General features: G+C 60.0%; 24 protein-coding genes. 1 reads left to right on the top strand and 23 read right to left on the bottom strand.

Translation table 11 applies throughout. The features are described from left to right. Positions 1 to 44: 44 nt before the first annotated feature. The 4 genes from KF814_13595 to KF814_13610 all read right to left on the bottom strand — a co-directional run bounded on the left by KF814_13595 (position 45) and on the right by KF814_13610 (position 2,311). On the bottom strand, positions 45 to 686 hold the full coding sequence (locus tag KF814_13595; protein ID MBX3237179.1) for a protein phosphatase CheZ: 642 nt from the start codon (positions 684 to 686) through the stop codon (positions 45 to 47). Between the two features lie 27 nt (positions 687 to 713). After that, entirely contained in the window at positions 714 to 1,076 is a 363-nt protein-coding gene (locus KF814_13600) for a chemotaxis response regulator CheY (protein ID MBX3237180.1), read from the bottom strand. Positions 1,077 to 1,105: 29 nt separating this feature from the next. Then, entirely contained in the window at positions 1,106 to 1,969 is an 864-nt protein-coding gene (locus KF814_13605; protein ID MBX3237181.1) for a protein-glutamate O-methyltransferase CheR, read from the bottom strand. Between the two features lie 123 nt (positions 1,970 to 2,092). After that, positions 2,093 to 2,311, bottom strand: a complete 219-nt coding sequence (locus KF814_13610) for a helix-turn-helix domain-containing protein (GenBank protein ID MBX3237182.1) — start codon at positions 2,309 to 2,311, stop codon at positions 2,093 to 2,095. A gap of 198 nt (positions 2,312 to 2,509) precedes the next feature. Here KF814_13610 and KF814_13615 point away from each other — a divergent pair, with 198 nt between their 5' ends. Next, a complete protein-coding gene (locus KF814_13615; GenBank protein MBX3237183.1) occupies positions 2,510 to 3,469 on the top strand; it encodes a P-loop NTPase in 960 nt (319 codons plus the stop codon). A gap of 115 nt (positions 3,470 to 3,584) precedes the next feature. On the opposite strand, the gene KF814_13620 is transcribed toward KF814_13615, so the two are convergent. The 19 genes from KF814_13620 to KF814_13710 form a co-directional block, all read right to left on the bottom strand. Next, the gene (locus tag KF814_13620; protein ID MBX3237184.1) at positions 3,585 to 4,193 is read right to left on the bottom strand and encodes a PilZ domain-containing protein; all 609 of its coding nucleotides are present in this window, start codon (positions 4,191 to 4,193) and stop codon (positions 3,585 to 3,587) included. Positions 4,194 to 4,249: 56 nt separating this feature from the next. Further along, the gene (locus tag KF814_13625; GenBank protein ID MBX3237185.1) at positions 4,250 to 4,561 is read right to left on the bottom strand and encodes a hypothetical protein; all 312 of its coding nucleotides are present in this window, start codon (positions 4,559 to 4,561) and stop codon (positions 4,250 to 4,252) included. A 13-nt stretch (positions 4,562 to 4,574) separates the two neighbouring features. Next, positions 4,575 to 4,967 carry a flagellar export chaperone FliS gene (fliS, locus tag KF814_13630; protein MBX3237186.1) on the bottom strand — a complete coding sequence of 131 codons (393 nt, stop codon included), beginning with the start codon at positions 4,965 to 4,967 and terminating at the stop codon, positions 4,575 to 4,577. Between the two features lie 9 nt (positions 4,968 to 4,976). After that, entirely contained in the window at positions 4,977 to 6,362 is a 1,386-nt protein-coding gene (fliD, locus tag KF814_13635) for a flagellar filament capping protein FliD (GenBank protein ID MBX3237187.1), read from the bottom strand. A gap of 27 nt (positions 6,363 to 6,389) precedes the next feature. Continuing rightward, entirely contained in the window at positions 6,390 to 6,746 is a 357-nt protein-coding gene (locus KF814_13640; GenBank protein MBX3237188.1) for a flagellar protein FlaG, read from the bottom strand. Positions 6,747 to 6,811: 65 nt separating this feature from the next. After that, positions 6,812 to 7,636 (bottom strand): flagellin FliC, encoded by an 825-nt coding sequence (locus KF814_13645; protein MBX3237189.1) that lies wholly within the window; start codon positions 7,634 to 7,636, stop codon positions 6,812 to 6,814. A 233-nt stretch (positions 7,637 to 7,869) separates the two neighbouring features. Further along, positions 7,870 to 8,412: a hypothetical protein gene (locus KF814_13650; protein MBX3237190.1), complete on the bottom strand. Its 543-nt coding sequence runs from the start codon at positions 8,410 to 8,412 to the stop codon at positions 7,870 to 7,872. Positions 8,413 to 8,430: 18 nt separating this feature from the next. Continuing rightward, positions 8,431 to 10,074 carry a glycosyltransferase family 9 protein gene (locus tag KF814_13655; GenBank protein ID MBX3237191.1) on the bottom strand — a complete coding sequence of 548 codons (1,644 nt, stop codon included), beginning with the start codon at positions 10,072 to 10,074 and terminating at the stop codon, positions 8,431 to 8,433. Continuing rightward, on the bottom strand, positions 10,071 to 11,888 hold the full coding sequence (locus KF814_13660; protein ID MBX3237192.1) for a glycosyltransferase: 1,818 nt from the start codon (positions 11,886 to 11,888) through the stop codon (positions 10,071 to 10,073). The genes KF814_13655 and KF814_13660 overlap by 4 nt, the downstream gene beginning before the upstream one ends. After that, positions 11,885 to 13,081 (bottom strand): glycosyltransferase family 9 protein, encoded by a 1,197-nt coding sequence (locus KF814_13665; GenBank protein ID MBX3237193.1) that lies wholly within the window; start codon positions 13,079 to 13,081, stop codon positions 11,885 to 11,887. Before KF814_13665 ends, KF814_13660 begins: the two co-directional genes overlap by 4 nt. Then, on the bottom strand, positions 13,071 to 17,804 hold the full coding sequence (locus KF814_13670; protein ID MBX3237194.1) for a glycosyltransferase: 4,734 nt from the start codon (positions 17,802 to 17,804) through the stop codon (positions 13,071 to 13,073). Before KF814_13670 ends, KF814_13665 begins: the two co-directional genes overlap by 11 nt. Position 17,805: 1 nt before the next feature. Continuing rightward, positions 17,806 to 18,969 carry a DegT/DnrJ/EryC1/StrS family aminotransferase gene (locus KF814_13675; GenBank protein MBX3237195.1) on the bottom strand — a complete coding sequence of 388 codons (1,164 nt, stop codon included), beginning with the start codon at positions 18,967 to 18,969 and terminating at the stop codon, positions 17,806 to 17,808. 32 nt (positions 18,970 to 19,001) lie between these two features. Then, the gene (locus KF814_13680; protein MBX3237196.1) at positions 19,002 to 20,339 is read right to left on the bottom strand and encodes a DegT/DnrJ/EryC1/StrS family aminotransferase; all 1,338 of its coding nucleotides are present in this window, start codon (positions 20,337 to 20,339) and stop codon (positions 19,002 to 19,004) included. Then, a complete protein-coding gene (locus KF814_13685) occupies positions 20,336 to 21,319 on the bottom strand; it encodes an NAD-dependent epimerase/dehydratase family protein (protein MBX3237197.1) in 984 nt (327 codons plus the stop codon). Before KF814_13685 ends, KF814_13680 begins: the two co-directional genes overlap by 4 nt. A gap of 30 nt (positions 21,320 to 21,349) precedes the next feature. Further along, complete coding sequence (gene gmd, locus KF814_13690; GenBank protein MBX3237198.1) at positions 21,350 to 22,372, bottom strand: GDP-mannose 4,6-dehydratase; 1,023 nt, start codon at positions 22,370 to 22,372, stop codon at positions 21,350 to 21,352. After that, a complete protein-coding gene (locus tag KF814_13695; protein ID MBX3237199.1) occupies positions 22,369 to 23,352 on the bottom strand; it encodes an SDR family NAD(P)-dependent oxidoreductase in 984 nt (327 codons plus the stop codon). Before KF814_13695 ends, gmd begins: the two co-directional genes overlap by 4 nt. A gap of 13 nt (positions 23,353 to 23,365) precedes the next feature. Beyond that, positions 23,366 to 24,457, bottom strand: coding sequence for a radical SAM protein (locus KF814_13700; GenBank protein ID MBX3237200.1), 1,092 nt, complete (start codon positions 24,455 to 24,457; stop codon positions 23,366 to 23,368). A gap of 20 nt (positions 24,458 to 24,477) precedes the next feature. Beyond that, positions 24,478 to 25,557 (bottom strand): GNAT family N-acetyltransferase, encoded by a 1,080-nt coding sequence (locus tag KF814_13705; protein MBX3237201.1) that lies wholly within the window; start codon positions 25,555 to 25,557, stop codon positions 24,478 to 24,480. Further along, on the bottom strand, positions 25,541 to 26,687 hold a 1,147-nt coding region (locus tag KF814_13710; protein ID MBX3237202.1), incomplete at its 5' end, for a DegT/DnrJ/EryC1/StrS family aminotransferase. The genes KF814_13710 and KF814_13705, both read right to left, overlap by 17 nt.

Consider the following 26,687-nt stretch of genomic DNA (forward strand, 5'->3'; position numbering starts at 1 on the left):
TCGGACCAGAGCCCCGTACTCCGCCCTCGGTTACCGGCACCATCTCAGTTGAACCCGAACTCCTTGAGAATTTCGTCGGCCAGATCCTGATTCATCGACGTGTTCTTGGTCGCCTCAAGCTGTTTCAACATCTCGCTCGCCTTGTCCTGGGTGCCCTTGGCCGCCTGCTTCTGGTAGGGACCGAAGACCACGACCAGTTGGAGGAGCTTGTGTTCGACCTCATCCAGAATCGTCACGAGCTTGTTCACACTCTGGGCGACCAGATCTTGGAAGGAGAGGGCCGTCATGATCTCCACGAGCCGCTTGTCGTCGTCCTTCATCACGTCGCTGATTCCGGCACACCCCTTGATGAGAGCCGAATCCGCTTTTCCCGCCTGGGCCAGCTCCTTCAGGATCTTGGCCAGCCGTGCATGGTTCTCCTGGATCGCCTCCACCTGGCGCATGACCTCATGGGTTCCCTTTTCGGTCATCGTCTTCAGGTTGGTCAGATGCGTCATCGCCTGCGGTAACTGCTCGGTCGAGTTGTTGACCGGCGCGCTGAACTCCGACAAGGTTTTCATCGTCGTATCGATGAAGCGCGCCAGTTCACCCAGCTCTTCGTACAGCTTGGCGTTGGGATCGACCGGTTCCGGCGCATCCTCGTCGATTTCCACCGCTTTTTTCGGTACTACACGGGATTGTGCCATCATGCCCTCACAGGGTTCGGTCCAGCTTCACTTGAAGATCTTGCTGATTTTTTCCTGCATCGTCTCCGCGGTGAATGGTTTGACGATGTAGTTGCTGACGCCGGCTTGGACCGCCTCAATGAGGTTCTCCTTTTGAGCCTCGGCCGTCACCATCAAGACCGGAATCTTTTTCAACTTCTCATCAGCCCGAATCGCGCGCAGCATATCGATGCCCATCATCACCGGCATGTTCCAGTCGGACACCACGAAGCCATAGTTGTCGGCTTTCAGCTTCGTGAGGGCTTCCTGGCCGTTCTCCGCTTCCTCGAGATTGTTAAAACCGAGCTGCTTCAAGATGTTCTTGACGATGCGACGCATGGTGGACATGTCATCGACGACGAGAATCTTCATATTCGGATCTGCTGGCATGGGCAACCTCCTTACTGTTTCTCGTATACGACCGCACGGCCGGAATGAATGGGTTTGAATGCCCCACCCTTGTCAGGAAGGGCTTCCGAAAACCCGATGACCAGGAAGCCCTTCGGCCGAAGGGCATCCCGCAAATCAGTGACGATCTGGGTCTTGGCTTTGTCATCAAAATAGATGAGACAGTTTCGACAAAAGATCACGTCGATACCCCGAATCAACTTCAGTCTGGGGCGATCGTACAAATTGACATTCATGAACTTGACGACGCTCTTGACGTGTGGCGCGAGGCATTGCTCTTCCTTAGGACCGGAAAAGTATTTGGCCAGGAGCCCCGGCGGCACTTTCCTGAGCGAATGCGAGCTATACACGCCCTTTCGTCCCACTTCGAGGACGCTTTCGCTGATGTCGCTCGCGAGGATATCGATCGTCCAGTTCGCAAGCGGCGGATAGTCTTTAAGGAGAATGGCCAGCGTATAGGCCTCATCCCCGGTCGAACAGGCCGCGCTCCACAGACGGATCTGCCGACTCGCTTCGTTGACTTTCATCAGCGCCGGGACAATCACTTTCATGAACGTCTCGAGCTGCGCCTCGTCTCGAAAGAAGTACGTCTCGTTGGTCGTAATCACGGTGAAGAGTCCCGTGAATTCACGATCACGATAGGCATCGAAGCGCAGGAAGTTGAGATAGTCCTCGTACGAGCGGCAGCGGCATTCTTTGAGTCGCGGCTGGAGCCGGCTCTCCAAGAGATACTTCTTGCTTTCCTGAAAATAGATCCCGGTATGTTCATAAATCAGGTCACGCAATTGCTTGAACGTGTCGGGCGCCATCGAGGCGCTCGCGTCGTTCAATTTCTTGGCGGTATTCCCGTCAGTCATGAGACTCCCTTATATCGCTCCGAATTGTGTTCGCCCTTCCGACGGCGGCCGTCGAAGGTCACACCCATTGCCAGGGACCAATCGGACATGCGCCGCCACCCTTCCAGCCTGGAAGAATGAGACTTAGCCCTGTTGTCCGCGACTGTGCATCCATTCATGGATATCTCGCCGCAGAAACCGCCAATGCTTCCCGATTTTGGAAGCCGGCAGCTGCCCAAGGCGCGCGAGCTTGTACACGGTGGATTTCGGCACCCGGAGGAACCGGGCCACTTCCATCACGGTCAGAATCTCGCTATCCGAATGTGCTGCACTGTCCAGGTTCACGTTGGTTGTTGTCGCCATTGCGTCGTTCATAACGGATGTGGTATCGGAGGTCCCCCTGGCAAACTTTAATGCCGGGCTCCCGAACCGGCCGGACGGCCAGGTCCCGGTGGTATGCTTAGGGAAACATCCTCCCTTTCCCATGACCTGCTAAACTTTTCAGCAAAACAACCGACAGGAAGAGAGTCCATCGGAGGAAACGGAGCAAGACCGCTGTCAATGGCAACAATCGTTTCGGTTGGATCAGGCAAGGGCGGGGTCGGAAAGAGCGTCATCGCCGCGAACTTGGCCATGCTCTTGGCCAAACAGGGGAAACGCGTGGTCTTGGCCGACTTGGACGTGGGGGGGGCCGATGCTCACATCTTATTCGGCATGCTCCATCCGACGCTGACCCTGACGGACTTCATCGAACGCCGGGTCGATCGATTGGAAGCCGTCCTGCAACCGATTTCGGCCCACCCGTTTCTCCAGCTCATACCGGGAACAGGCGATACCTTGTCGACGGCCAACCTGCCTTACGGGAAAAAGAAGCGCCTCATTCGGCATTTCAAGCAACTTCAGGCTGACGTCATCATCGTCGATATCGGAGCCGGGACCAGCTACCACGCCCTCGACTTTTTCCTCATGGCCGACCATTACCTGACCGTGGCCACCCCCGACCCCACATCGGTCCTAGACCTCTACCGTTTCATTAAGTTAGCAGCGATTCGTCGTGTCCTCTCTGCCTTTCTGGTTCGCGATGCCGTGAACGACGTGCTTTCAGATCGAGATTTCAGCAGTATCGAGGAAGTCATTCAGGCGGTGACCGAGACCGATCCCAATGCCCGCGAAACGGCGGCCAGAACGCTCCAAGGATTTCAGCCTCACCTCATCGTGAATCGCGTCTCCGGCAAGTCTCGCGTCAACGTTCTACAGTTAAAGAAGTTGTTGAAGGAATATGTCGGGGGCGAACTGACCATGCTGGGGGAAATCCCGGATGACCCGGCCATGGTGCGCGCCGTGAGAAGCTACTTACCGGTCGTTGAAATTGAACCGACTGCCCCCTGCTCCAAAGCCCTCGAAAAAGCGGCCGAGTCGCTGCTGCAGATCCTTGCCCGCCCCCTCCCGCCGGAAACCACGCCTGCGGAATCCGAAGCCAAGGCCGACGCGCCCGTCGCTCCAAGCGCTCCTGCTGCCTGAGCAAACCACACTCCCCGACGCTCGAGAATCGCCGACGGGTATCCCCGTGATGTCGTCAACCTGCGTTGTTGAGAAGTTGTCGCGGCGGAGAGAGCAAGGTCGCGAGGAGGCGGGATTAGCGTGCCGCTTTTCTGGCGCGCAACCGTTCGGCTTGGACTTGAAGGATATGCCGGATCAGATGCTCCTGATCGTCGGGGTTCAGGCTTTCAAACTGAGTGGCCAATCGAAAGCCGGTTTCGGCCGGAGCCGCCGTCACGCGAATGACCTTCGCGGTGGTCTGGATGAGGGTGAACGGCGGCAGGATAAGGCGCAAGGCCAACGAGTCACCCGCCTTGAATCGCCTGGGAGTCACGAAGCCTATCCCCCCGGCGCTGATATTCACCTCAGTCAGCCTCGCGATGGACACGCTGCCGGGCTGAATCTTGGCCAATGACTTCAGGATGGTCTCCAGCATCCAATCGATCTTGGAGACCCACGGCAACAGCGGCGACTCGGCCAGGCTTTCGCCGGCACGAGACAACAAATCAAGCGTCGGCTTGGCCACCGCAGTCGCAATCGCCTCTTCCGTCACGGGCGGCAAGTCGGGATGCTGGCTGTCCAAGGGCTCTCCCACCAAGGCATATTCCAGGAGAACACGGTCGTCGATTCGGAGCCATTCTCGACGCTCTTCGCTCTTGACGGAACGAATGGAAGAGGCAGTGGATGTGTGGGAGGAGCCGGCCATGAAAACCTCGAACCTAACAGCGTCTGGGAAGCCCTTCTGGATGAGCAGGGATCTCGTTACGCCTTGAGATGGATCCCGACGCCCTGATCGGCGGCAGGCGACTGCGCTATCTTGAGTCGACGAAGATGTTGACGGGTTTTGCCGGCTTCGGAAAGGAGGCTCAAAATGGCGGTCTGCGCAACGACAGCGGCATTCCGTACTTCTCCATCCAGTGCCAGGAGCTTTGCTGCCAAGTTCGCGTCCATCGGCATCGTGGTCAGACAAATGCCTCGCTCGGCATAACAGCGGTCCACCAGGTCCCAGTCACCGACCTTCACCGCCGCCAACGCGTCGTGGGTCAACCGTTCTGCGGCATGCATGTCAGCCATGGGTGCCTCGCGTTCACCGACCAACCGGCACTGCCGCTTCCTGCCGTGCCACGACCTGCCACCCCTCACGCAGGGTCACCAGACAGCGGATCGGTCCGTCCAGGTGCTTCCCGCTGTGGTGTAGGTTCGCCTGCGTGCACTGATACACCATGAAGTCATAGAGTCGGTGGAGAGACTTCGCGATCTCACCGCCGCGCTCGAAATCCAATACACTGGACAGCTCGCCCACGATAGCGATGGCACGGTCGAGAAACCGCGCCTTGTCTTTGTAGTTGTTGGTCAGGATAGCTTCCCGAGCCAACTCCAACGACTGAATGGCGGAATCGTAGAGCAGGACGATCAGCTGAACTTTGCTCGCCGTCATGACCTGAGTCTGCCGATACTGCTGTGCCGCGTTCACGACCATGCTCCACCTCTATCCAAGCGCTTGCAGCGACTTCGATTGACTCTGAAGTTGACTCAAAAGACTATCTAACTGGGCGAACTGCAAACGCAACTGCTCTTCATATCGAGTCGCTGCATCTTCCTTCCTGGCAATATCATCTGACAACCTATTGATTTGATCCGTGATAGAGTTTTTTCTGATCGTTAGGCTTCCAGCCCCTACGTCATCGAGTAGATCGACGGCAGACGTCACACGTTGCGCTACTCCAGTGGTCGTGATTTGATTGAGAAATAGGGAGCGGACCGCTTGATAGTTTGTATTCAATGCTGTGCTCAATTGAGCATCATCCACCGTGATCGTGCCGTCTCGTTCGGTCTTGAATCCGATTTGCCCAACGCTACTATATGTTGAGGTTCCGCTTACGGATTCCGAGAGCGCCGATCGAAGCCTAGAAAGCATCGATTTGGCGGTGGATTCGTTGAAGAATATTCCGCCCGTTTTTGTTGTCGTGTCGTAAGTGGTTCGTTCATTCACAAATTTCACGATGTCATTGTAAGCAGATGCGAATGCCTTGATGTTCTCTTGAACTTTTCCCGGATCACTGCTCACATTCACGGCAACAGGGGTGCCTGAAGTTTTACTCTTTAGCGTCAGTGTGACATCCGGTATGGCGTCGTTGACGACATTACTTTCACGTTGCACGGTTATGGTCGTATCGTCTGGACTTCCAATCACGAGGGTCGCATTCTTAGCCGACTGCAAGGTGTCTGCTCCACCGGTCCCCGAAACATTTGCAAAATCCAAACTTGTCTCGTCCGTCAGAACGGAAATCACATTTGATGCGCCGGTGCTAGTGCCAGTCAGCGTGAGCCGGTAGGACGGGGTCGATTCGGTTCCGGTATTGATGATGGAGGCGGTAACGCCGGCCCCGAGGTCGTTGATGGCGGTCCGCAAGTCCTCGAGCGTCGCGTCGGCTCCGAGTTTGATGGTCTGATCAGCGCCGGTTCCGACTTTGAAGGTAAAGCCGGCGGACGAGCCGGCTACGATGTCTGTGGTGGTGGAGCTGACCGCCTTCGCGGCTTTGTTGGTAATCTGGTGCGATTGTGCGAGCTGGGTGACTTGAATGGAGTAACTGCCGGAACCTGCCGTCGTGGTCGAGGTGGCGGTCAAGATGTCTTCATTGCTGACCGACGCCTTGTTCTGATCGAAACTGCTGGAGAGGCGCAGCTTGTCGGCAGCGCTCTGAAATGCCAGAAGTTTCGTTCCCAAAACCGTATAGTCATCCAGCTTCGACTGGAGATTCTGCTTCTTCTGGTTAAGGGCATCGATCGGCTGGCGTTGGATTTGGGCCAACTGGGTGACCACTTGGCCGAAATCCACGCCATTGCCTAATCCGCCGAAGCTGATCGCCGCCATGACATCCCTTTCATGTCGTCTCGGGATCTAAGCTTTTTGGTGCAGCAGCAATCCCGTGGGTTGCTCGAGGCTCTTCGCCATATCGAGCACCTCTTTCGGTGGAATCTGGCGAATGACTTCGCCCGAATCCCCGTTCACGACCTTGACGACTACCCGGTCGGTATCCTGATCAACCGAAAATTCCAACCGAGGATCCGCCTTCTGGAACACCTCGCGCACCCGCGACAGTGCCTGCTGCAGATCCTTATCCGAAATATGTTCTGCCTGAGCTTCACCGCTTTCCGTTGATGGGTCTTTCTGTTCGCCGATACGTTGCGGAGTCGCCTGGCTCACCTGGCCTGCCGTGGCCAGAAGGTCTTTCTGACTAGAGACTTCGTGTAGCATGAGAGCCTCCATTGACCGAGGGCGGCCCTCTTAGAGAGAGCCGCCCTACGGAGGTTGACCTTACCTTACCGCAACAGCGCCAGGGCCTGCTGTGGCAACGAGTTGGCTTGAGCCAGCACTGCGATACCAGACTGGGTCAGAATCTGGTTCTTGGTGAACTGCGACGTCTCGTACGCGATGTCCGCATCGCGGATCCGAGAATCTGCCGCGGTGAAGTTCTCCGACGTCACCTGCAGGTTCTGAATCGCGACGTCGAACCGGCTCTGGATGGAACCGTATTCGGCGCGGGCGGTCGCGACGGTGCTGATGGCGCCGTCGATCGTCGCCAACACGGACTGGGCAGCCGCCGACGAAGAAATCGAGGCGCCGGTCAAGCCCACCGAGGCGACATCAAGGTCGTCGAGATTCAGGGACAATGAGTTGTCCGCACCGCTCTTGAATCCGACGAACACCGAGAAGGTGTTGTTCGAACCGCTCAACAACGCCTGGCCGTTGAATTCGGTCACGCTCGCGATCCGGTCGATTTCCGAACGCAAGGCGACGAATTCCTGGTCCAGATAGGAACGCTCGGTCGTGCCGACCGTACCGCTGGCGGCCTGGGTCGCCAATTCACGCATGCGCGACAACAAGCTGCCGATAGACGAGGCCGCGCCGTCCGCGATCTGCGTCAAGCTGATGCCGTCGTTGGCGTTCCGGTTGGCTTGGTTGATGCTGCGAATGTGGGCGCGCAACGTTTCTGACACGCCCAATCCGGCGGCATCGTCTGAAGCACGCGTGATCCGCAGGCCTGAAGACAAGTGCTCAACCGACTTCGCCAATTGCCCGTTGTTCACAGTCAGGTTGCGTTGAGCTGCGAGTGACGCCAGGTTGGTATTGACTACTAATCCCATGACTTACTTCCTCCTGAAGCTGCTGCACTGGATTCCCTGCATCATCAGCGTCCGTGCCGATGATTTGGTGCGGCTCCCGATCGAAGAGTGGCCACATCCCCGCCGTCTTCCACACCATCCTCTGGGGCTCTTATCGGCATCCCCCGGTCAGACTTAAGCGGGATTGCGCACCTCCGTGCGTGGGATCATTCACCCACTGCGCGGCAGTGGACAGGAGCCTGCAGCAACCGACATCAAGCAGCCACATCGTGCTCAATTAAGCGCGGCAATAATTCGTATTCCAGCAGATCGGCCATCCGGATGGCATCCACGCAGGACCGCGCCTCCAGCACTTCCCGAATCCAAGGAGCCAGCCGGGACGAATCATAACCGTGCACGCCTTGCGCCCGCCCGGTTTCCAAAAGCTCCGCATAATCAGCCAACCGGCCCAACCAGGAATCGATCGAGGCGACGCCGCCCAGACCGCTTCTCAAGGAAGACACCAATGAGGTTCCGTCCCGATGGAGTTGGAGTGCATAGGCATCGATCGCGGTCTTCGCTTCCACGACGATGTCGTGGAGCGAACGCGAGCGGGCTTCAATCGTCCCGAGTTCCTTCACCTGCCTTTCCAACAAGGCCGGAACCAAGTCACGATCCGTCACGGGTTTTCCACCGATGGTCAATGACACCACCATTCGTTTGTCCCGATCCACACGGTCGCTGAGTTCGCCGAGCGCCTCCATCACGGTTCGATCATCGGCCACCTGCCAACGTTCTTGATCCAGGACGATTTCCATGACGTTCTCCTTTCGAGGTTAGGCGGAACGCGCCAGATCGAACCGGTCTTTCGAGCCGATGCAGCCTGCCGCAACCGCACGAAGCCGTGTCTGCCATCGTTGATAGGTGGCCGTGCGAGAATGGGCCATGCCGGTCAACCCGTCACCGTCATCGGCATGGAGATCGCGCAGGAGCGCCGCGGCCAACGGGCCCGTCGCATAGCTCTGCTTGCTCATCGCGAGGGCCTGGGACCGCAACGTTCCCTCGGTCAGTTGCGCCTGCTGCAACAGGCGCGCAGGAAGCGGCCGCTGGCGGCTGAGCCGAGCCAATTCGCCGGCCTGCGCCACGAGTTGCGCGGCGAGCGGAGTCAGGCCGTTCAGAAGTCCCCGCAACATCCGGATGTCGGGTGGGTCTCCCGGCGGTGCGGCAACCTTGCTCTCCTGCCCTGAAAATTGCCGGTACCAGAAGCGTCGCCAAAATCGTCCATACCAGGCCGTCATCGGTTCTTCAATGCCGGCGTGCAAACGATACCCTCCAAGTCCATCCTCATCCGCACAGGACTCGTAGACTCGCACGCCGGTCCAATGCGCAGGCCGATCGGCCTTGCCGAGGAGATACCGGCACAGTTCGGCCACTTGCCCGGGCACGACCTGGTCCTTGCACGCATGGTGAAAACAGACCTGATCAAAACCGCATGGCCCGCAGGCTATGTCCGGTTGCACCACCCAATGCCCCGGTCCGTAGGGGCCGGTCTCCCGGAAATCGACATGCCCTACTGAGAGGTTGACGACCGGAGTACCGGCCGCCACCGCGAGATGCATCGGACCGGTGTCGTTGCTCAATAACAGGCGACAGCGTGAAAGGAGGGCCGCCAATTGGGGGAGGCTTGTTCGCCCCTGCGCGTTACACAAGGGAGCGATGCCCCCGGCCTGACGGTAGGCACGCTGCGCCGTCTCGATCGCCTCACGTTCCTCCTGAGTCCCGATGAACAGCAGCCCGACGGGAGTCCCCTTGGTGATCGACGCCAATGTCTGACCGAAGGACTCGGCTCGCCAGGCTTTCATCGGATCGCTGGCGCCGACTTGCACGGCGATCCAGTCGACGGCCTGGCCATCGGCCTGGGCAAGGAACCGCCCACTCCAATCCATCGCATCGGCAGGGACCGTGAGCGACAGCGGCGCGAAGGCTCCGATACCGCTTCCTCCCAGCGCATAGATGTCGACCAGATTGAAATGATTCACCCGCCGATGGTGATGCATATCGGTTAAATACGCCATCCAGGGATTGTGGATGGCCACGTCGCCATCCTTGGCCGCCGCCACTCCGCGGATTTCCCGTGCGCCGACATAGGAGGCGAGCAAGCCGGAACGGTGGTTGAAGGTGAGGTTCACGACGCGGTCATATCCGGCCTCAACCAACGGAGCTGCCCACGTCGTCATGTCACGATACAAACTCACGACGTCCAACGCCTGCGCCCGGCTTTCATCCATCAGACGATGGAAATCGTAGCTCACCACGCGGCGAAGATGGGGCAACATGGCCGCCACCGGCGCAAATCGATCATCGACAACCAGGTCCACGGCGGTCTCAGGCTGCTCCTGCTGCAGACGGTGCAGCAACGCTCCCATCTGAACCAGATCACCCATTCGAGTAATGTTGATCAGGAGGACTTGCCGCTTCATAACAGATCCCGCGTTTCGCTACGGTATTCATCCAACATCAAGACCATCAATTCCTCACGCTTCAAGGACGCCCCCGGTCCCTTTGCCCGGATGCTCGACGCCACATCCTTCAGTTCGACCCGCTGCCCTGGTGCAAACCCAGCCAGCAGCCGTTGCAGCTCGGGCACGTCGCCGGAGCGATCGATCAACGCAGCCTGCTGACGATCTCCCCGCAGCACGGCCCCTACCCGATCCGGATGCGCGACCCCGACCTGCGCCAACAGTTCGGACATGCGATGCACGTAAGTGTGCTCCGCCGATACACGCGCCTTGGCCCGCGCCGCCATGGCAGTCCTGGCCGCATCGTCCAATAGCCACTTGGGAACCATGCCCGGTACCTCGCGAAACTCACGGAACGACGACACTTCCTCCGATGAGAACACGTCGTCGAGCAAGGAACGATGGTCCACCAGTTGAAACGCACCGCAGGCCGCTAATTCGAATGTCCGCGGGTTCACGAAATCGGCCTGAGGATCCAAGCCAAGTCCGGTGGTTGAGTGCAGATTCACATTGATCCTGGTGGCATTGAAGACCTTCATGCAGGTCTCCGTATCAATGCGTGCACCGCCGAGTTGTAACGCCGGCAACAAGTCCGTGGCCCCGTCCCATTCATTGCCCCAAATCTTGAAGGACCAGGGATGGCCGATCAGCGACGGCAACAGCTGCCGCCGATTGGCATAGCCCGCTCCGACGAAGGCCACGTCGGCCCCATACCGTTGCCGCTCCGCCTCCGTCAACTCGAGCGGACGGTGGACCGACGGATCAGCCGCCATCGGCAGGTAATGGACCTGACGGGCACCGGCCTGCCGAAGGGCTTCCTGGCATCGCTCTTTCTGAATGACGAACCAGAATTCGTAGCCGGCCGCCATTTGTTGCCAATAGGTCAGGTGGCGATAGTTCTCGACGAACCACATTGCGGTCAGGAATTTCTTCTTTCGCAAGTGCTGCAATACCGGCAAGGTGAGAGGCGCCTGGGCCAGCGAGAGCACAAGGTCCGGCGGAGAATCGGCCAACGACGCCATCGTGTACTGGCTCAGCACCTCCGCAAAGCGGCTCTGCAGCAGTTGCCGGTTGCGGGCGTCCTTCAGCCCCCCCATCGTCTCGTAGCTGCGGGCGTGGACACTGTGATCGATCCACTGCACTTTGTGTCCCAAGCTCTCGAGCGCACGTCTGACGTAACCGGCAATCGGCAGGGAACCGCCGTAGATCGGCCCGACGACGGCGATCGTCAATTGTCCGCCCTGCTTGCGCGCCGCCATGCTCGTGAGTGCTTTACCGAAGCGCTCGAGCCAATCCGCCTCCGGCTGGGCGGCCGGCCCGTAGCTCAACATCCGGATTGGCCTATTTTCCTGCAACAGCTTCTCGACCGAGGCTTCCGGTGAGCCCGCACACCACAGGAGTGCCTCTCCCCACGATCCCAGGGGGCGCACAGTCAACGCATCCCGCAGCTCAGCGACACTTGGCACCGCCACTGCAATTCTTTGGTCCGGCGGCAACACACGTCGAAGCGCCTCGACGTGGTACAGCAAGCCGACGCCGGCCACGACGATCAGCTCTCGTTCTTTGCACGAAGCTGCCTGAGCTTGAGCCCAGGTCTCCGCCTCTCGCACCGGATCGTAGGCGCTATGGAGCCATCGCCCTCCCCGCTTGGCGGACGCCACTCCGCTTCGCGCATCGAGGATCTCCAAGACGCTTCCTTCCCCACTTTTCATCCTTGCGACCAGCTCCGGATTGCCGGCGGTCACCACGGCGCAGTTCCGCTCGAACAGCGTCATACCGCTATCTTCTCCTCAACCCAAGGACAGAGCGACCGCCAGATCGACTCTCGCATCCCGGCGGCTCGTTCGCTCTCCGCATCATGCGTGTACAACGCACCCCACTCATCCATATGACTTTTCCAGAGCGTCCATCCTCGCTCCGGCGCTCCGGATCGGCCGGCCAACAATTCGACGCTGGCGTCCCATGGCCAGGACGCGGGGTGCTCCGTCGTATCGTGCTGAAAAACCCAATGCCCGTCCCCGTACGGCCCGGTCTCATGCACACGCGCCCGCGCGAAATAAAACCCTAAGGCTCTTGCCCCAACGGCCGTCCCCACGTGCAAGGGACCGGTATCGGCCCCCACCACCCAGCTGCAACGGGATAACAGTTCCATCAATTGCGGCAGGGTTGTCCGGCCCGTCGCATCCCAAACTCGTCCTTGCGATAAGGATGAGAGCCCTTCCACAACGGCTCGACCGACCTCCCGCTCCGCTCCGCTCCCAACCAGGAGCAGATGCGCCTCGGGCAAATGCGTCAGGTAGGCCTGGGCCCAGTTCCCCCAGTCGCCCGCACTCAGACAGCGTTCCCTGTCTCCAGCCCCAACGGCTAACGCGCACCACAACCCCCTTGCCTTGCCAACCCCCTCGAGGTCATGAGGCAATCGTTCCGCCCCGCGAGTCAGACGCGGCGCACGTCCGAGTGGTTTGACACCGCACAATCCACACCAGGCATCAGCCAAGTGAATCCGATTCCCGCTGCGATCCTTGGCCACGCTTCGAAGATACTCGCCCCAAAGCGACAGCGACGGATCAAGGGGTCCGGCCGCCCCTGCCCCCACGACCCGTCCGCCGTACAAATGGGCTGCGATGATGCTTCGCGAGTGCTGGTTGAGGTTATAGACCACCTCGTAAGGCGCAACCCCCTCGGTCGATAGCTGTGCCTGTACCGAACGCAATGCCAGCCCGGGCTCATCGGTCCATTGCTCGGCCAGTCCGCGCCACTGTCCGCCGTCCCAACCCAATACGCGCCGCACACCGGGATACTGGCCCAGCACTGATACCAGCGGACTGGCACAGAGCACATCGAGCTCCCGCGTCGGATAGGCCTGACGCAGGGCATCGATCGCCGGGACCGATTGGATGAGATCTCCCAGCCGAGCCAGTTGCACGACCAACGCACGCGAGTGCAAGACCTCCGCGCTAGGCGACATGTCCGATCGCGGCCCCTTGCTCCGCATCCCTGAGCTGTTTCTCCAAATCCTCAAGGCCTTCCAGACTTGAATCCAATAGCCTGATCCGATCACATTCTGCCCGCGCATCGACCACCCGTCCCAACCGGAGCAATACCCCCGCCCAGGCAAAACGCATGGCCAGATTCGCGGGATTTCGAGAAACAAATGTCTTCAGCCTAAGCTCGAGTGCACTCCACTGAGCAAGCGGTGTCCCGCAGCGCAACAGCCAATGGAGACATTCCTCGTCGTCGGGATATGCCTCGCAGAGGGGTCGCACCGTCTCCCAGCCGGCTTCAAAGCGATCTTCCCCTACGGCCGCCATCACTATCCCCAATCCTGCCTTGCGGTCATCGGCACCATAGCGACGAGCGGCAGCGAACGCCGCACCCGCATCGGCATAGGCCTGACGCTGCATGGCCATCACGCCCCGGAGCAGCCACCCTTCACCATGATCGGGATGGTTGGCGAGCAAGATGCTCAATTGTCGTTCGGCTTCCGCCACGTCACCGCCCCCGATTGCCGCCTTGGCCAAAACAATCCGGCCGCGGTCGTCCTCTTCCGACAGCAACACCTTTTGCCAGAACGCAGGCGAAAGATCCGGACGGCCTACGCCCACGCAGAGCAGCGTCGCCCAACGCAAAATCCATACGTCCGCCGGCCACTCATCCGGTTGCTTCAAGCAAGCCACGACTGCCTCGCGATCTTGCCGTTGGGCCACCCGTTGCACTTCTGCCACGATCATCCGATCGCGTCGCATCCGTTCGGATGTGATCGGCTCAAGCCGGTATGTCAACTTGCCGTCCTTCGCGATCGTATGGAAGGCATAGCCGTCTTCGAAATGAATCAAATCCTCATCCGGCAGCCACCAACAATGCCCCCAACGTTCGAGCAGCCTGCGGCTGTTTTCCTTTTCGTGCGCCTTCCGCCCCGGCGTACGACTTTCCAAATGGTACAGCACGCTCTTAGGCTGATAGACGATCTTCCAGTCCTGCTGGCCGATCTGTAGACACAGGTCGACGTCCTCAAACCCGTTTCGATAGCCCTCGTCGAAGCCCCCGACTGAGAAGAACACTTCCCGCCGCACCAGCATGCATGCGGCGGTCACGCACTTGAATTCACGCCGATGACAGGCCCCCGGAAGATTCGCATCCCGCCCCGCATAAATGTGGTACGGGAGGTATTGTTCGCGTGAGAACGCCACACCGGCATGCTGAATGGTCCCGTCTTCGTACAGCAATTTGCTGCCTACCACCGCGACATCCGGATGGGTTTGCACCTCCTCGACCAAGGCAGAAAGCCACCCCTTCAACGGAATCGTATCGTTGTTCAAGAACACCAGGAACTCCCCCCGAGCCGCCTTGGCGCCCTGGTTGCAGGCCTTGGAAAATCCCAGGTTCTCCTCATTGCGGATGATGTGCACATCCCCGCTCAATTGCCCGAGAAACGCAGGGGTTCCGTCGGTCGAACCGTTGTCGACGATGATCACTTCATAGTCGACCTCGTCGGTGACTTCGGCTAAGGCCGTCACGCACTGCTGCGTCAGTTCGACCTTATTCCACACCGGAATGATGATGGAGCACACATACGTTCTGTCTTTACCCTCAGTGGCCTCCCGCAATGCCTGCAACGATTGCGCTTGCAGCTCGCACACCCCGGGGATCGCTTTGGAGATGTCCCGGTATTTTCGATAGATGATTTCGGCGGTCCGCAAGAAATCTTTCCGGTTTCGACTGGTGGTGGAGCTGCCGTCCGTTCGCCAGGTAAATTCGCATGTCGTCTGTTTGATGTGCGCGAAAGCGAATCGGCGCGACAAGCGAATCCAGAGATCCCAATCCTCATGGGAGCTGAGCGACTCGTCGAAGTAGCCCACCTCATCGAGGCAGGCGCGTTCGTGGACGACGGAAAGTATCGGGAAATAGTTGGTGATCAGCAGTTGTTGCGCATTGAAGTCACTGGAATAGGGTACGTCTCGGCCCACCTCTCTGTACTGCTCGCCTTCCTTCACCTGGGTCACACGCCAGGCATCGCTATAGGCGACCCGGTAGTCATGCGTTTCGAGAAAGCCGACCAGGGTTTCCAGGTGATGAGGGAGAAAGCGATCATCATCGTCCAGGTAGGCGATGTATTTTCCTCTCGCGACTTTGAGTCCATGGTTGCGTGTCGCCGACCGCTCGAGGTTCGTTCCGTGTCTGATGTATGTAATTGCTCGAGAGCCGCTACAGGCCGCCAGCAGGGGTTCGACTTCGCTCCCGGCATCGTTGACCACGATGATTTCGAAGTCCTGCAAAGTCTGGGCAAGCACGCTCTTCACGGCTTCCATCAGTTGCTGAGGACGATTGACCGTCGGAATGATCACGGAGACCAGCGGTGTACTGGCCTGAACGGGCTTAAGGGGCGGCATCGAAGCAGGGCGACGACTCTCGGCTTTCGATGGACCTTGCGTGACGGGCGCCTGGCGAACCGGCTCCGCCGGAGTCGATGCCGAAGCCCGTTTCACCGATTGGATCCCGGCGACCAACCGACCGTAGTAATGCCGATTGATCTCCAACTGCGCCGGGGGATCCATCCGTCGAAGCAATTCGCTGTCCTCGGGGTCTTCGCTCATGAACATAAAGGCCTTGGGAAGGGTCTTCGCCCCCTGAACAAGCTGTTTCAGCAGTGACCGGTTCTCCTGAGCCGGCGGAGCTTGATCGAATCGGACGTTGCGCGTCTTCAACCATCGTTCCGCCTTCTCGGGGCTCCCCATCAATGCCAGCACAACCGCAATATTGTTGACGGCTTCAATCCCATCCGGACGATGCTCCAATGCCCGCTGCCATTCGAGGATGGCCTGCTGCGGAACCGGAATATTCGCCATGGCAAGGAGCAACCCGAAATGAAGGTATGCACTGTACAACGCTGCAGACTTGTCGCTGCACGCATCCAGCTCCGGGTACAGGTCATGGATGGTCACACGCTCGCGCATCATGCCCAGCAGTTTGACGGTCTCGGGAAGCGTCTTGCTGGCCTTCCCCGTCGAGACCCCTTGGTCATGGACCCGGTACTGGACGAGCTTTTTGTCGATGTAGGCAAACCGCAAAAACCGCGCCGCCTTGAGCCAGAACTGATAGTCCGGGCAAAACCCTGTTTCAAACCCACCCAGCCGTTCGATGGCATCCCTGCGCAGTAAGACCGTCGGATGAGCCACGATGTTCTTCTTGAACAGGGTGCGCAACAAACTCCGTGAAGTAAAACATTTGGATTCGGCAAACCCAAAATCAGACGGTAAGCGGCGTCCTGAGGCATCGATGTGCATACCGTCCGAGAACACCAAGTCGATGGTCGGATCCGCCTCGATCGCCGCCAGCTGCACGGACAACTTCTCCGGCATGAAATTGTCGTCGGCCCCGATGAACGCAACGTACTCACCCCGCACATACTCCATGCACGTATTCAGGAGCAGATCGAAATACCGTCCCGATTGCGCGATGTTCGTGTGGTAGATGTATCGGATTCGGGGGTCGTGGCTGTGACGCATCGCGATGTTGCGCGTCCCATCCGTAGACCCGTCGTCGAATAGAATTAACTCCCAATCCGCGTAGTCCAGATTCAGGACTGATCGGATCGTTTCATCCAGATAGCGTTCGCCGTTGAGGACCGTGCAAATGATCGACACCTTGGGCTCGTGCTCGGCATCAGCCGGCAACGGTTGCGACACAGGGGCGCCATCCGTCGATCGCAACACTTGCTTGCCCGGCGGCAACCGGCGATTCATCCCCTCGAACAGCTGCTCAAACCGGTGCGTCCAGGTATGGTCCTTGAGAACACGTGCGCGCCCGGCTTGCGCGATGCGCTCCCGTTCCTCGTCGTGGACAAGGTAATATCGGATCTTCTCAAGCAGTTCGGTCTGGTCCCGATACAGCTCGATCTCCCGGCCCAACGCGAAATAATCTGCCAGTCTGGCATCATAGGTACTGAGCTGAAACACGCCGGCCGAGGCATACTCAAAAATCCTCCCCTTGATCTGCAACGCCTTGGCATCGGAGGTCCAGGACATGCCCAACACAATACGGCTGGCTGCGAACACGTTGAGGACTTCGTTCTGTGGAAGGAAGCCACCCGAGCACTCTCGCAAGGCCGGAACCCGCTCCCACCCTTGTCCCCACACATGGATGGACAGTCCCTGCTCCTTCAACCACGTCACCAGCTCGGGACGGCCTTGATAGGCCTGACCGACGAAGGTCACGTCGTACTGCTTCGCCACCCCGACGATAGGGTGGAACAGTTTGGGATTCGCGGCATACTGGCTGAATATGACGTTCGTGAAACCGGCTTTGGTATAGACCGGCACGGCCTGGCTGGCCGTCGTCACGCCGAAGTTGTATGGGGCCACAACGCTCAAGGAGTGTGTCAACCGCCAGTCGTCGTCGCTGAAAAATGCGACCGCAAGCGTGGAGGTCTTCGCCGAGATGTATTGCACCGTCTCGGGAGACAGCTCGTCTTCGCACACCATGTGGAAGAACAGCTCCGGCTTCTCCCGATCCACGATGTCCCGCACCATCCTTGCAAATCCGTCTTTCCCCCGCTGCGCCAGCTCGGCGCGAAAATCGACGTCGATGATGTCGTGCCCCATTTCAAGGAGGGGTGCACGCATATTGTGGTAGGCGTAGGAACCCTCGCCGTTCGGCTGATTGCACGCCGGCCCGCAAAACACGATTTTCATATCAACCTCGCACCGCGCTCGTCGCAACCATTGCAAGCCGAACCTGACGCACGACCTCGTCCTGTTCGTCCACCGTCATTCCGGGATAGAGGGGCAGGATCACCGAACGATCCTGTGCTGCCTCGCTCCTCTCCAGCAAGCTTCCCGGCCGCCAAGGCTCCTTCGCATAAGCCGGTTCGCGGTGCGCACACATGATGCCCCGCCGTGTTGCGATACCGGCATCCAACAGAGCCTGCATCGTCTCCCGTTGTCCGCATTCCGTTGGAAGTCCTACACAGAAACTTTGCCAATTGCTCCGCGCCCAGGCCGGCTCCACCGGCAGGTGCAGCCCCGACTGCGACAAACGGTCGAGATACCGAGCCGCGATGGCGCGCCGTTGCGCCACGATCTGCGGCAAGCGCCTCAGCTGCGCGCGACCGACTGCGGCCTGCAGATCCGTCATCCGATAGTTGTAGCCAAGCTCGTCATAGTCCTCGAAGAGGACCCTGTTCGCTTCATGCCGCTGACGGTCGTTGACCGTCATCCCGTGTTGACGCCAGAGCCTGAAGCGGCGGTCATACTCCGCATTGGCAGTCGTCAGCATGCCGCCCTCTCCCGCCGTGATGACCTTGCGAGGATGGAATGAGAAGCAGGCGATGTCCCCGTGAGGGCGTCCGATCCGCTGCCAGCCGCCGTCGATCAGGATTTCGCTGCCGATTGCGCAGGCAGCGTCCTCGATGAGGGGAATTCCCTGTGCCCGTACGATCGGGAGCAGGGCGTTGAGATCGCAGGGCATCCCGATCTGATGCACGCACAGGACTGCCTTCGTTCGAGGCGTGATCGCGCGAGCCACCAGGTCCGGGTCGATGTTGCAACTGTCCGACGCAATGTCCACGAAGACCGGGACGGCGCCGCAATAGCGAATGCTGTTAGCCGTAGCGATAAACGAATGGCTGACCGTGATCACTTCGTCGCCGGGGCCGATGTTGAGGGCCCGGAGCGCCAAATGGAGTGCCGTGGTGCAGTTCGACACGGCGCAGGCATGGGGCGCGCCGACCGCCGCCGCAAACTCCTGCTCGAACGCCGCGACCTGCGGCCCTTGGGTCAACCAGCAAGAGTCCAAGACCGCCTCGACGGCAGCCCGTTCCTCCGGTCCCATCATCACCTTTGTCAGGGGAATCGCCATGATGTATGCCTCGCCTCTCGTCCTCGGGAGGCTCAGGCCGCCCGTTTCCCTGCTTGCCGGATGAACTCATCGATACAACCGACGAGATAGTCTTCTTGCGTTGCGGTCAGGTCGGCATGGTTTCCAAGCATGACCCCGTTACGGTGGACCAGATCGGCCTGCGTCAATGGGCCGACGATCTTATGCAGCACATGTCGCATGACCGGCTGTCTGGCAAGATTGGACCCGACGATCGGCCGGGTCTCGATCCGCCGCGACTCGAGAAAGGACTGCAAGGCCTGACGGGTGAACGGCGCATCCGGTCGCACCACCAGAGACAAACCGAACGCCGAATGACTGTGCCCGGGCAGCTCTCCTTGAAACGCCAGCCAGGATTCAAACGGTCTGAGCCTGGCCAACAGCCGGCGGCGGATGGCCTGCCGCTTCTCTACGAAATCCGACAGCTTGTGCAATTGGACCCGACCGATCGCCGCATTGATGTCGGTGGGCCGCACGTTGTAGCCGGTCGTGACAAACAGCCACCGAGGATCGATATCCGGGTGAGCCGCGGACCAGGCCGCGGCGTCGCTGCGGCCGCGGATCCAACCATGGGCCCGCTGGGAAACCAGGAGATCATGCCAGGTGCGTCGATCCGCGCCGCACACCATCCCCCCTTCCACGCTGGTCATGTGGTGGGAATAGAAGAAACTGAATGACGACAGAGCCCCAAACGTGCCGACCCGCCGACCTTCGATCGCGGCGCCGTGGGCTTCACAACAATCCTCGAGCAAGAGCAAGTTGTGGCGGTCGGCCAGTTCCTGCAGCCGGGGCAGGTCACAAGGGTTGCCCAGGAGATGAATCGCCAGGATTGCGCGAGTGCGAGGCGTCAGAGCCTGCTCAACCTGTGCCGGGTCCAGGTTCAACGTGACCGGGTCGATGTCGACCAAGACCGGAACGCACCCCATCTGGACGATGGGAAACAATGACGTCGACCACCCCACCGCCGGCAGAATGACTTCATCTCCGGACCGAAGTTGATGCGGCCCGCCCGGAAAGGCGAGCGCGGCCAACATCAGCAAATTGGCCGACGAGCCGGAATTGACCATCAGTGAAAACGCCGCGGGGAGCCAGGAAGACCACTCGGCTTCGAAGGCGGCGGTCTGCGCCCCCATGGTCAGCCGGCCATCCAGCAGGACGTCGAGCGCTGCAATCAATTCTTCCGCAGCCAGTGTGGTCCTCGACAACGGCAGCCCGTCAGTCATGGGCGTATCGCTGGTCGCCGCGGCATGCTCCCTGACCAGGGCATGCAGGCGCCGGCGGATCGCCTTGGCCGACAAGCCATGATCCTGCTGACCCGAGAGATTTTCTTGGGGCAACAATCGTCGCATCACGCTGCCTTCGCCGGTTGACACGCGCGGTACCATTCGAACGTCCGGCGAAGTCCTTGCCGCAGGGGCACCTCAGCACGGAACCCCAGCAGTCGGCTGGCCTTGGTCGTATCACAGGCCCTGCGCGGCTGGCCGGCTGGTTTCGAGGCATCGAAACGGATGGACATGTTTCGTCCCGATTCCTCCACGACCATATGGGCCAATTCCGCCATCGACACTTCTTCGTCGCTCCCGATATTGATGGGAGCAGGGTCGGATGCATGTTCCGCCACCGCCATCAACCCGCGCGCAAAGTCGGTCACATACAAGAAGCTTCTTGTCGCGCTGCCGTCTCCCCAGACCGACAAGGGATTTTCCCCGGCTTCCACCCGCCGAATAAGCGCGGGAATCACATGGCTTGACGCCTGATCAAAGTTGTCCCGCGGACCATAGGCGTTGAAGGGACGCGCGACGCGCACGCAGAGCCCGTGCTCATCGGCATAGGCGGCGCCGACAAACTCCTCCATGCGCTTGGCCCATCCATACCCTTCGTTGGTGGGCTCAGGTCTGTCGCGAAACCCTTCTGCCTCGGGAGTGGGTACCGTGCAATGGCGGGGATAGACGCAGGCTGAACTGGTGACCAAGAACCGCTCGACCCGCTCGAGTCTGGCCGCCTCGATGACAGACAGGAAGGCCGTCATGTTGCCCCTGAAAATGGAGGCTGGATGATCCATGTTGTACTGGATCCCCCCGACCCTTGCAGCCAGATGCATGACGATCTGCTGGCCGTTCACGGCACGCCGGGCCGTCTCCACATCGGCCAAATCACCGACCACCGTCCGAACGTCCGATCGCACCGCTTCGAGGTACCGCCAACGCGTCGCCTCAGACGAGGCGGTCGAGGTCACTACCGCTCCTTCATGGACGAGCATTTCCACCAAGTGGCTGCCGATGAAGCCGTTACCACCCGTGACGAGCACTGTACGGCCCTGCCAGAATCCCATGGTGCTCCTGCGCTCCGTCCGCCTCGCAACCTACGCCGCCAATGATTCGATCGGCCGCATGCGCCGGCCCTCCGGCTCGTTCCGCATGGCTCGCACATCGGCATCGACCATAATCTTGACCAGTTCAGTGAACGTGACGCGAGGAGTCCAGCCGAGCTGACTTTTGGCCTTCGATGCGTCGGCGAGCAAATGAGTGACTTCGGTGGGACGGTAGTAGCGCGGATCCACCACCACATGTTCGCGCCAGTCCAATCCGACATGGTCGAACGCCGCCTGCACGAAATCCTTGACGGTTCGCACCTCCCCGGTGCCGATCACAAAGTCGTCGGGACGCTCCTGCTGCAGCATCAGCCACATGGCCTCGACGTAGTCGGGCGCATAGCCCCAATCACGCTTGGCATCCAGATTTCCAAGATAGAGCTTGTCCTGTTTGCCGGCCAGAATGGCAGCCACGCCCATCGTGATCTTCCGAGTCACGAAGGTGGGGCCGCGACGCGGACTCTCGTGATTGAACAGGATGCCGTTGCAGGCCCAGAGGTTGTAGCCTTCACGATAGTTGGCAGTCATCCAATAGGCATACAGTTTGGCCGCGGCATACGGGCTTCTGGGACGAAACGGGGTGAGTTCGCTCTGGGGAGCGGGTGAATCGCCATAGAGTTCGGAACTCGACGCCTGGTAGAACCGCGTGGTGATACCGCTGCGGCGAATCGCCTCAAGCAGCCGGGTGACGCCCATGCCGGTCACTTCACCGGTATATTCCGGCATATCAAAGCTGACCTTCACGTGGGATTGCGCGCCCAGGTTGTAGATCTCATCCGGGCGGATGTTGTACACGACATTCGCTAGTTGCTCGCTGTTGGCCAAATCCCCGTAATGCAGATGCAGCCGTGCGCCGGCCTCATGCGGATCCTGAAAGAGATGATCGATCCGGCCGGTGTTGAACGTGCTCGCCCGCCGCACGATCCCATGGACCTCGTAGCCCTTTCCAAGCAACAGCTCGGCGAGATAGGAACCGTCCTGCCCGGTGATGCCCGTGATGAGTGCCCGCTTCATGCCGCCCTCCTCTTCGCGTCCTGCTCCAGGGCCAAGGTCGCACGCCACCAGTCGACCAGTCGGCGCAAGCCCTGCTCCAACGAAGTTTGGGCCTTGAAACCCAGCATCCGAGCCGCCTTTTCCGTGGACGCCAAACGCCGCGGCACCGGGTTTACCGCTCGCGGCGGCCCGTGCTCCGGCCTGAGCGAACACCCCATGACACCCAGCAGCTGCCTGGCCAAGTCATTCAGGCTGGTCTCCACCTCGGTGGCGACGTTGAATACTTCGTCGGTGACCGACGACTTGGCTGCCAGCACGTTGGCGCGCGCGATGTCCTCGACATAGACGAAATCCATCGTTTGCGTGCCGTCGCCCAGAATGATCGGTGCCTGTCCTTGCGCGATGCGTTCCATCCAGCGGATCAGGACTTCGGTGTAGGCGCCGTACACGTCCATGCGCGGGCCATACACATTGAAGTAGCGCAGTGCGACGTACGGCAATCCATACATGTCGTTGAAGCTGCGCAACAGCCCCTCGTTGAAAGCTTTGGCCGCGCCGTACAACGTCCGGTTGTTGTACGGGTGGTGGTGTTCGGTCGTGGGAAACTCCTCGGCCAGTCCGTAGATCGACGCGGAAGAGGCCGCGACGACTTTCTTGACCCCTGCTTGCACCGCTGCTTCGAGGACATTGAACGTCCCGTCCGCCAGGACTTCGAGAGCCAGCCGTGGCTCCTTGGCGCATTGCGTGATCCGAATCGCCGCCTGATGAAATACGATCTCGATCCCCTTCATGGCCCGAGCGACCTGGTCCGTATTTCGGATGTCTCCCTCGATCAGCGTGACCTTGCCATGCTGCATGGCCCAGGCCAGATTCTCGCGACGTCCCCGCGAGAAATTATCGAGCACAACGATTTCTCCGACCCCTTCACGAACCAGGAGGTCCGCGATGTGGGAGCCGATCAAGCCGGCTCCTCCCGTGATGAGGATTCTTGTGCCCTTCATACGTTCTCCTTGGTCAGGCCGCGTTCCGTCCAATGGACGCGAGAGGGACGAGATTGCCCTGCGAACCGGTAGCCGGCATCGGAGGCGGAGCATCGGCCACCTTACGTTTGCCCATCACCGCATCCACGGCCAACTCAAATCCCCACTCCCAGCGCATGCCCATCCAATCGGTGCAGGGACCGCAGAGGTGGTGTGCGTCGGAGAACCGCTTCTCAAGGTGCGCCTTGCGCAGCCGCGCGTATTCCTCGCTGTGCCACAATTCCCGGATCGAGTGGGTCCCGACCATGCCGATGGCGGTTTTTTCCAGCCAGTCCACGACACAGAACCGAATCGAGCCGTCGCAACCGATCGTGATCCGCTTCCAGAGCTGCGGGCAGGGCCAGCGCTCCACACCCTTCATCTGATCCACCACCGTGCCCGGCTTGTCCGGTGTGAGGCCCAGGTTCGAGAGGTATCCGCGAACGATCACCCTGTCGACCAAGGGCGTCCAGTACTTCACGAACTCATCCACCTCGGCCTGGGTAATCTCCGGTTGCACGATGATGCTCAACATGATCTTCGTCTGAGCCTTCAAGCGATCGCGAAGATAGAGCAGCCGATGGATATTCGACCAGACCCGGTGATAGTCCGCCCCGACGCGAATGCGCTCGTAGGAGTCCTTCTTCGCCGCATCCAGACTGATGTCGATCAAATCGATGCCGATTTCCAGCAGCCGTTCCATCATGGTCTTGCGCGGATGCCGCTTCCCCTGCTCAATCGCCGGGTTGTCCAGCAACATGCCGTTGGTGGTCAGGCCGACCGGCTTGACGCCCTTTGCCTTGGCGTAGGCGGTCTGATCCAGGAACTGCGGATGGATCAGGGCCTCCCCGTCCGGCGAATACCGCAACAATGTGATCGGATATCGCGAGATCTCATCAATGGCCTTGGTGTAGATATCCCAATCCATATACGTGGCATGGTAATCCGGCCGATCCGGAAACCCTTGCCCTTGCGGGCAATGCACGCAACGCAGGTTACACACGTTGGTGTTCTCCAACGTGATGATGGAGGGGAAGTCCTCCGCTGCCGGCGTTGCAAAACTGTAGACGGGACTCGGTGTAGCCATGCTTGCGTCTCCTTTTCCACTCATCCTTTGGCAAACCGTTGCTGTGCGAAGTTTGTTTCGAACACGCCGAACGGCACGACGTAGTGCCACGGGTACTCGCGTTTGATCCCCTCCGGACCCAAGGCCTTGATGCGATCAGGCGATCCGAACATCTTGGTGAGGAAGTGATAGGGCCGATCAAGACTGCCCCACTGCCGTTTGTACTCATACACGCCGCAGCGCTTGTTGGCCGAGGACTGCCAGTTGTAGACGGTCAGCCCCTGTCCCCTGGCCCATTCCATGGAGTAATCGGTGTTCAGAAAATTGGGGGCGGCCTTTTCCCAGGCGCTGTCGAAGCTCAACATGAAGACGTCCATGACCCGGCGGTGGTAGACGTACAGCCCGCCGGATACGATGGTTCCATCCTTCTTGAGAAGCAGCAATTGCGCCTTCCCGCGCGGTACCAAGGTATGAAACAGCTGCTCGAACAAGCGCAACTCGAGGGGCGTCGCGCCGATCTCCTGATGGCGCTTCCGATGAATCTGATACCAGGCCGAGAGGTCCTCGTCCGACTTGCAGAAGCTGATGTCGAAGCCGGCCTTTCGTCCACGGTTGACGTTGTTGCGATGGCCATGGTTGCGGCGTACCGGTTGATCGAGCGGCACGTATTGCGTGAAGTTTTCAAAGACGAAATCGGGCTGGAGAGTCCGCTCGTACAGGGCCGAATCATCGGCGAACGGGTTCGTGATGACGCTCAGCGTCAGACAGCGGTGCTGCTCGGCCAAAGACAATGCCCGCTCGAGCAGGAGTCGATACACCTCGGCCTTGGTGGCGGGTTCAAGGCCAGGCCGGCACAAGATCCCCCCGAGCGGGCCCGGTTGCGGGACCGATGTGAGGATATTCCCGGCGCTCCCACGATACAGGTACAGCGGGAGTGCGCCGAGATCCCGATGCTCATCCGCGCAAAGCAGAAACAGCGGCTCATCCGGCCCCAGCGATCCGATGGCCTCACACCAGGCCATCGACTGTTGGATGCAGGCGTCCGGACACTCGTCGAAGAGCCGCTCATAGCGCTCGACCAGCGTGCGTTGACTCAGGTCGACATCAAAAACCTGCAGCATGGCCCTCCACCGACGTCTGTTCACGCACCAGGCTCGAGAGGGCCGCGCTCACCTGCGCGACCTGGCCTTCGGGCATCTCGGGGTACAACGGCAACGAGAGCACGGTTGCGGCCGCGGCCTCGGACTCCGGAAACTGACCGGCGCGATACCCCAACTCTGCGGCCCAAGGCTGAAGATGCACGGGCACCGGATAGTGAATGCCGGTCTGGATCCCCTTCGCTTGCAGCCCATCGATGATGGCCTGCCGCTCTTGCACACGAACGACATAGAGGTGGTATACGTGATCGCCGTACCCGGCCTTAGCCACATGCCCGATCGCACCGACCTTCAAGGAACGGTCATAGGCTGCAGCCAACTTCCGGCGCGCTGCAGTCCACCCTTCAAGCCGTCGCAACTTCACCCGCAACGCCGCTCCCTGCACCGCTTCCATGCGATAGTTGAACCCCAACAGCTCGTGGTCGTATTTCCGCTCCGCGCCCCAGTCACGAAGCATGCGCAGTTTCTTCACGTAAGCCGGGTTGGTGGTGGTGATGATGCCGCCCTCGCCGCAGGCACCGAGGTTCTTTCCGGGATAGAAACTGAAACAGCCGAGGTCGCCGATGCCCCCGACTCGACGCCCCTTGTATCTGGTCCCGTGGGCTTGAGCCGCATCCTCGATCACGGCCACTCCACGCGTTTTCGCAACCGCGAGAATGGGATCCAGGTCCGCAGCCTGACCGTAGAGGTGGACAGGAATGATCGCTTTGGTCTTCGGGGTCATGGCTCGTGCCAGAAGCGCCGGGTCCATGGTCAGCGTATCGGGCCGTACGTCGACGAATACCGGAATGGCGCCGGCATAACGAATCGCTGCCACGGTGGCCACGAATGTGAACGGGACCGTGATGACCTCGTCGCCCGGTTGGACTCCTGCCGCCAAGAGCGCGAGATGCAGGGCGCTGGTTCCAGAATTCACAGCCACGGCCTGGGAGACCTCGGCATATTCCGCAAACTCCCGTTCGAAGGCTGCGACCTCTTGCCCCAAGACATACTGTCCGCTCTCCAATACCTTCAGGACCGCTTGCTGCAACTCGCCCTGAACCGATCGATATTGGGCCGCCAGGTCGTTGAAGAGAATCATGCCGCCACCCGTA

Source organism: Nitrospiraceae bacterium (assembly GCA_019637075.1).
In the GTDB taxonomy this organism is placed as follows: Bacteria; Nitrospirota; Nitrospiria; order Nitrospirales; family Nitrospiraceae; genus JAHBWI01.

Bases quoted from the DNA above. Each gene is read 5' to 3' on its own strand.
- KF814_13595 (MBX3237179.1), bottom strand. From the start codon at position 686: ATGGCACAATCCCGTGTAGTACCGAAAAAAGCGGTGGAAATCGACGAG.
- KF814_13600 (MBX3237180.1), bottom strand. From the start codon at position 1,076: ATGAAGATTCTCGTCGTCGATGACATGTCCACCATGCGTCGCATCGTC.
- KF814_13605 (MBX3237181.1), bottom strand. From the start codon at position 1,969: ATGACTGACGGGAATACCGCCAAGAAATTGAACGACGCGAGCGCCTCG.
- KF814_13610 (MBX3237182.1), bottom strand. From the start codon at position 2,311: ATGGCGACAACAACCAACGTGAACCTGGACAGTGCAGCACATTCGGAT.
- KF814_13615 (MBX3237183.1), top strand. From the start codon at position 2,510: ATGGCAACAATCGTTTCGGTTGGATCAGGCAAGGGCGGGGTCGGAAAG.
- KF814_13620 (MBX3237184.1), bottom strand. From the start codon at position 4,193: ATGGCCGGCTCCTCCCACACATCCACTGCCTCTTCCATTCGTTCCGTC.
- KF814_13625 (MBX3237185.1), bottom strand. From the start codon at position 4,561: ATGGCTGACATGCATGCCGCAGAACGGTTGACCCACGACGCGTTGGCG.
- fliS (MBX3237186.1), bottom strand. From the start codon at position 4,967: ATGGTCGTGAACGCGGCACAGCAGTATCGGCAGACTCAGGTCATGACG.
- fliD (MBX3237187.1), bottom strand. From the start codon at position 6,362: ATGGCGGCGATCAGCTTCGGCGGATTAGGCAATGGCGTGGATTTCGGC.
- KF814_13640 (MBX3237188.1), bottom strand. From the start codon at position 6,746: ATGCTACACGAAGTCTCTAGTCAGAAAGACCTTCTGGCCACGGCAGGC.
- KF814_13645 (MBX3237189.1), bottom strand. From the start codon at position 7,636: ATGGGATTAGTAGTCAATACCAACCTGGCGTCACTCGCAGCTCAACGC.
- KF814_13650 (MBX3237190.1), bottom strand. From the start codon at position 8,412: ATGGAAATCGTCCTGGATCAAGAACGTTGGCAGGTGGCCGATGATCGA.
- KF814_13655 (MBX3237191.1), bottom strand. From the start codon at position 10,074: ATGAAGCGGCAAGTCCTCCTGATCAACATTACTCGAATGGGTGATCTG.
- KF814_13660 (MBX3237192.1), bottom strand. From the start codon at position 11,888: ATGACGCTGTTCGAGCGGAACTGCGCCGTGGTGACCGCCGGCAATCCG.
- KF814_13665 (MBX3237193.1), bottom strand. From the start codon at position 13,081: ATGTCGCCTAGCGCGGAGGTCTTGCACTCGCGTGCGTTGGTCGTGCAA.
- KF814_13670 (MBX3237194.1), bottom strand. From the start codon at position 17,804: ATGAAAATCGTGTTTTGCGGGCCGGCGTGCAATCAGCCGAACGGCGAG.
- KF814_13675 (MBX3237195.1), bottom strand. From the start codon at position 18,969: ATGGCGATTCCCCTGACAAAGGTGATGATGGGACCGGAGGAACGGGCT.
- KF814_13685 (MBX3237197.1), bottom strand. From the start codon at position 21,319: ATGGGATTCTGGCAGGGCCGTACAGTGCTCGTCACGGGTGGTAACGGC.
- gmd (MBX3237198.1), bottom strand. From the start codon at position 22,372: ATGAAGCGGGCACTCATCACGGGCATCACCGGGCAGGACGGTTCCTAT.
- KF814_13695 (MBX3237199.1), bottom strand. From the start codon at position 23,352: ATGAAGGGCACAAGAATCCTCATCACGGGAGGAGCCGGCTTGATCGGC.
- KF814_13700 (MBX3237200.1), bottom strand. From the start codon at position 24,457: ATGGCTACACCGAGTCCCGTCTACAGTTTTGCAACGCCGGCAGCGGAG.
- KF814_13705 (MBX3237201.1), bottom strand. From the start codon at position 25,557: ATGCTGCAGGTTTTTGATGTCGACCTGAGTCAACGCACGCTGGTCGAG.